Source organism: Streptococcus sp. 3613 (genome assembly GCF_013277375.1).
GTDB lineage: Bacteria > Bacillota > Bacilli > Lactobacillales > Streptococcaceae > Streptococcus > Streptococcus pseudopneumoniae.
The window spans coordinates 1-3787 of the sequence record NZ_VMMV01000032.1 but is presented as its reverse complement, the minus strand read 5'-3'; the positions used below and the strand labels follow the sequence as shown (position 1 = coordinate 3787).

The following is a 3787-nucleotide window of genomic DNA, read 5'->3' as shown; positions in this document are numbered from 1 at the left end:
AGGTCGACAAATCACAATTTGCTTGTGAGATAGCTATAAAAGTGTGGAGAAATAGCTTGAAATTTAGTATAATATAGCTAAACTATTTGTTTAAAGTGAGAAAAAAATGGGAAATTTTAGCTTTCTTTTAAAAAATGACGAATATGAATCTTTTTCAAAACCTTGCATTGAAGCTGAGAATATGATTGCTACATCAACTGTGGCTACTGCCTTTATGGCGCGTCGTGCTTTAGAGCAGGCTGTCCATTGGATATATAGTCACGATTCATATTTAGAAGCTCCCTATCGTGCTACTCTATCTTCTTTAGTATGGGATGATGATTTTAGGGATATCGTAGATTCTGAACTCCACAAGCAGATAGTTCTGTTGATTCGGTGGGGAAACCATGCTGCTCATGGTGGTGAAATTAAGGAACGAGAAGCGATTTTAGCTTTGCATCATTTGTATCAGTTTGTTAATTTTATCGATTATTGTTACAGCAATGAATTTGTGGAGCGTTATTTTGATGAGAAGTGCTTACTACTTTCAGCAAACATCAAATACCGAGAAACTCCACAATCTATGATAAAGTTACAAGACAGTTTACCAGAACTGCCTGATTTTCATGAACAGATGGCTGCTCAGTCCGTAGAAGTTCAAGAGACTTATACTGAAAAACGTGAGACTGCAGCGCAACGGCAAGATGTGCCTTTCCATATTGATCAATTATCTGAGGCAGAGACAAGAAAGCTCTTTATTGATATTGATCTCCGTCTAGCAGGATGGATATTTGAAGAAAACTGTCGTGTTGAGATAGCTGTTGATGGTCTCAAGCACGGTTCAGGAATTGGTTACTGTGACTATGTACTTTATGGTAAAAATGGGAAAATTTTAGCGATTGTAGAGACTAAAAAAGCCTCTGTCAATCCAGAAGTAGGGGAAGTACAGGTCAAAGAATATGCTGAAGCTCTGGAGAAACATATCGGCTATCAGCCAATTTGCTTTATTACAAATGGGTTGAAGCACTATATACTTGATGGTCCGAACCGCCGCCAGATTGCAGGCTTTTACTCTCAAGAAGAATTGCAATTAGTGATGGATAGACGTCATCTTCAAAAACCACTTGAGGATATTTCTAGTAAAATTAGAGACGATATTTCCGGGCGTCACTACCAAAAACATGCGATTGCAAGCGTTTGTGAAGCTTTCTCTAATCATCGTAGACAGGCACTTTTGGTTATGGCAACTGGGGCTGGGAAAACTCGTACAGCAGTTTCTCTAGTTGATACCTTATCACGTCATAACTGGGTAAAAAACGTTCTCTTCTTAGCCGATAGAACTTCCTTGGTTAAGCAAGCCTATGATTCGTTTAGAAAATTACTCCCAGATCTTTCCGTTTGTAACTTCTTAGAAGATAAAGAAGGAGCTCAATCAAGTCGCATGGTCTTTTCAACTTATCCGACCATGATTGGAGCGATTAGTGGTCAAGAAGAAGTAAATCAACGCCCTTTCACTGTTGGGCATTTTGACCTTATCATAATTGACGAGTCTCACCGTTCTATTTATCAGAAATACAAGTCCATTTTTGATTATTTTGATGCAAGGATTGTAGGCTTAACAGCTACTCCGCGTCAAGATTTAGATAAAAACACCTATGGATTCTTTAATTTGGAGAATGGTGTTCCAACATATGCATATGATTTGGAAGAGGCTGTTAAAGACGGATATTTAGTAGCCTATCATTCTATCGAAACCAAACTGAAACTACCTACGGATGGTCTACATTATGATGATTTATCCGAAGAAGAAAAGGAACATTTTGATAGCAAATTTGAAGACGATAGCTGTGAAAAAGATATTGATGGGAGTGTGTTTAATTCTTTTATTTTCAATAAAAGTACAGTAGAAATTGTTTTAAATGAACTCATGACAAGAGGAATTCAGACAGCCTCGGGGGATGAAATTGGTAAAACTATTATTTTTGCTAAAAATCATGACCATGCGGAATATATCAGAGGTATTTTTAACAACCGCTATCCTGAAAAAGGGAGCGACTATGCTCAGGTGATTGATTATAGTATTAAGCATTATCAGACCTTGATTGATGATTTTAAAATTAAGGAGAAGTATCCTCAAATTGCGATTTCTGTCGATATGTTAGATACAGGTATTGATGTACCAGAGGTTGTTAATTTAGTCTTCTTCAAGAAAGTACGCTCTAAAACTAAGTTTTGGCAGATGATTGGTCGAGGAACCCGTCTATGTAAAGATTTATTTGGACCTGAGCAGGATAAGGAAAACTTCTTGGTATTTGATTATGGGGACAATTTTGATTATTTTCGTGCAGATCCAAGAGATGGAGAGGGTCGTCACATTGTTTCGTTGACTCAGCGTTTATTTAATATCAAAGTGGACTTGATTCGAGAACTTCAGGGACTCCAATACCAAGAAGATCAGTTTGCGAGAGCATACCGTCAGGAGCTTGTTTTAGAACTTCAAGGTCGTATAGAGAGCTTAAATGAGTTGGACTTCAGGGTTCGTATGGTTTTAGATACAGTTTATAGCTATAGGAAATTGGAAAGTTGGCAGAATCTAACTGCTGTTACAAGTGAAACCATTCAAAAAAATCTCTCTCCGCTTTTATTTGATGAAGATAAAGAAGATGAGATGGCGAGGAGATTTGATTTGTGGTTGCTTCATATTCAGTTGGGGCAACTGACAGCTAAATCTTCCACTGTTCATATTTCCCAAGTGATGAAGACGGCTAGAGCTCTTTCTGCTATTGGCAATATCCCGCAGGTTTTTGAGCAGGCTGAAATTATCAGGAAAGTACAGGAGCCTGAATTTTGGAAAGAAGTTAACTTGTCTGATTTGGAAAAAATTCGTCTTGCTATTCGAGATTTATTACAGTTTTTGGATAAAACAGACCGTAAACCCTACTATGTTAACTTTGAAGATCGTATACTCTCCACTGTTCACGAGACCACAGCATTTTTGCAGGTCAACGATCTTCGGTCTTACAATGAAAAAGTTGAGCATTATTTGAAAACTCATCTGGATGAGGAGTCCATTTCTAAGCTATACCATAATAAAAAGTTGACATCTGATGATATGCTTGCACTTGAAAAATTGCTCTGGGAAAAATTAGGTAGCAAAGCAGACTACCAACATCATTATGAAAATAAGGCAATTCCGAGATTGGTGCGTGAGATTATTGGCTTAGATAGAGAGTCTGCCAATCGTATTTTTTCTAAATTTTTGTCGGATGAGAATCTCAATGCCAGGCAGATTTCATTTGTAAAATTGATTGTAGACTACATTGTAGAAAATGGTTGCTTAGAGATGAAAGTGTTAACGCAAGAGCCATTTAAATCTCATGGATCTGTTCAACTACTCTTTCAACACCAACTACCAGTACTTCGTAATATTGTTCAAACCATTGAGCTCATCAATGATCGAGCTGGAGAAGTGGCTTAAATTCTAAAGTGATTGCCATACTGAGACTCATTTAAAATTAAAAAGAGTAGAAATTTATGTCATATATGAGAAGTTTTATTAGGAAGAATGTCATCGTTTTCCTAGAATACAGTATCAGTTGTTAAGTGGTTGATAAATTTCAAAGTAGATACTTGTACCACGATGTTTGTTGATCGAGTTATTATAAAAGAGCTACTTTGATTTTAAAGAAATAGAAAACAAAAAGTCGAGCAAGAATTCAATTGCAGGAGAAAATGAAGGAATACTCAGTGAAAATCAAAGAGCAAACTAGCTGCAGGCTGCTCAAAACACGGTTTTGAGGTTGTAGAT

At 37.0% G+C, this 3787-nt stretch carries 1 protein-coding gene and 1 pseudogene; both read left to right on the top strand.

Translation table 11 applies throughout. From position 1 onward, the window contains the following. Positions 1-77, top strand: a pseudogene (locus tag HT708_RS04030) (type I restriction endonuclease); the annotation flags it as partial. A gap of 29 nt (positions 78-106) precedes the next feature. Beyond that, positions 107-3457: a DEAD/DEAH box helicase family protein gene (locus HT708_RS04025; RefSeq protein ID WP_172926020.1), complete on the top strand. Its 3351-nt coding sequence runs from the start codon at positions 107-109 to the stop codon at positions 3455-3457. Positions 3458-3787 lie beyond the last annotated feature (330 nt).

Coding starts and splice junctions, on each gene's coding strand:
- HT708_RS04025 (WP_172926020.1), top strand. CDS start 107: ATGGGAAATTTTAGCTTTCTTTTAAAAAATGACGAATATGAATCTTTT.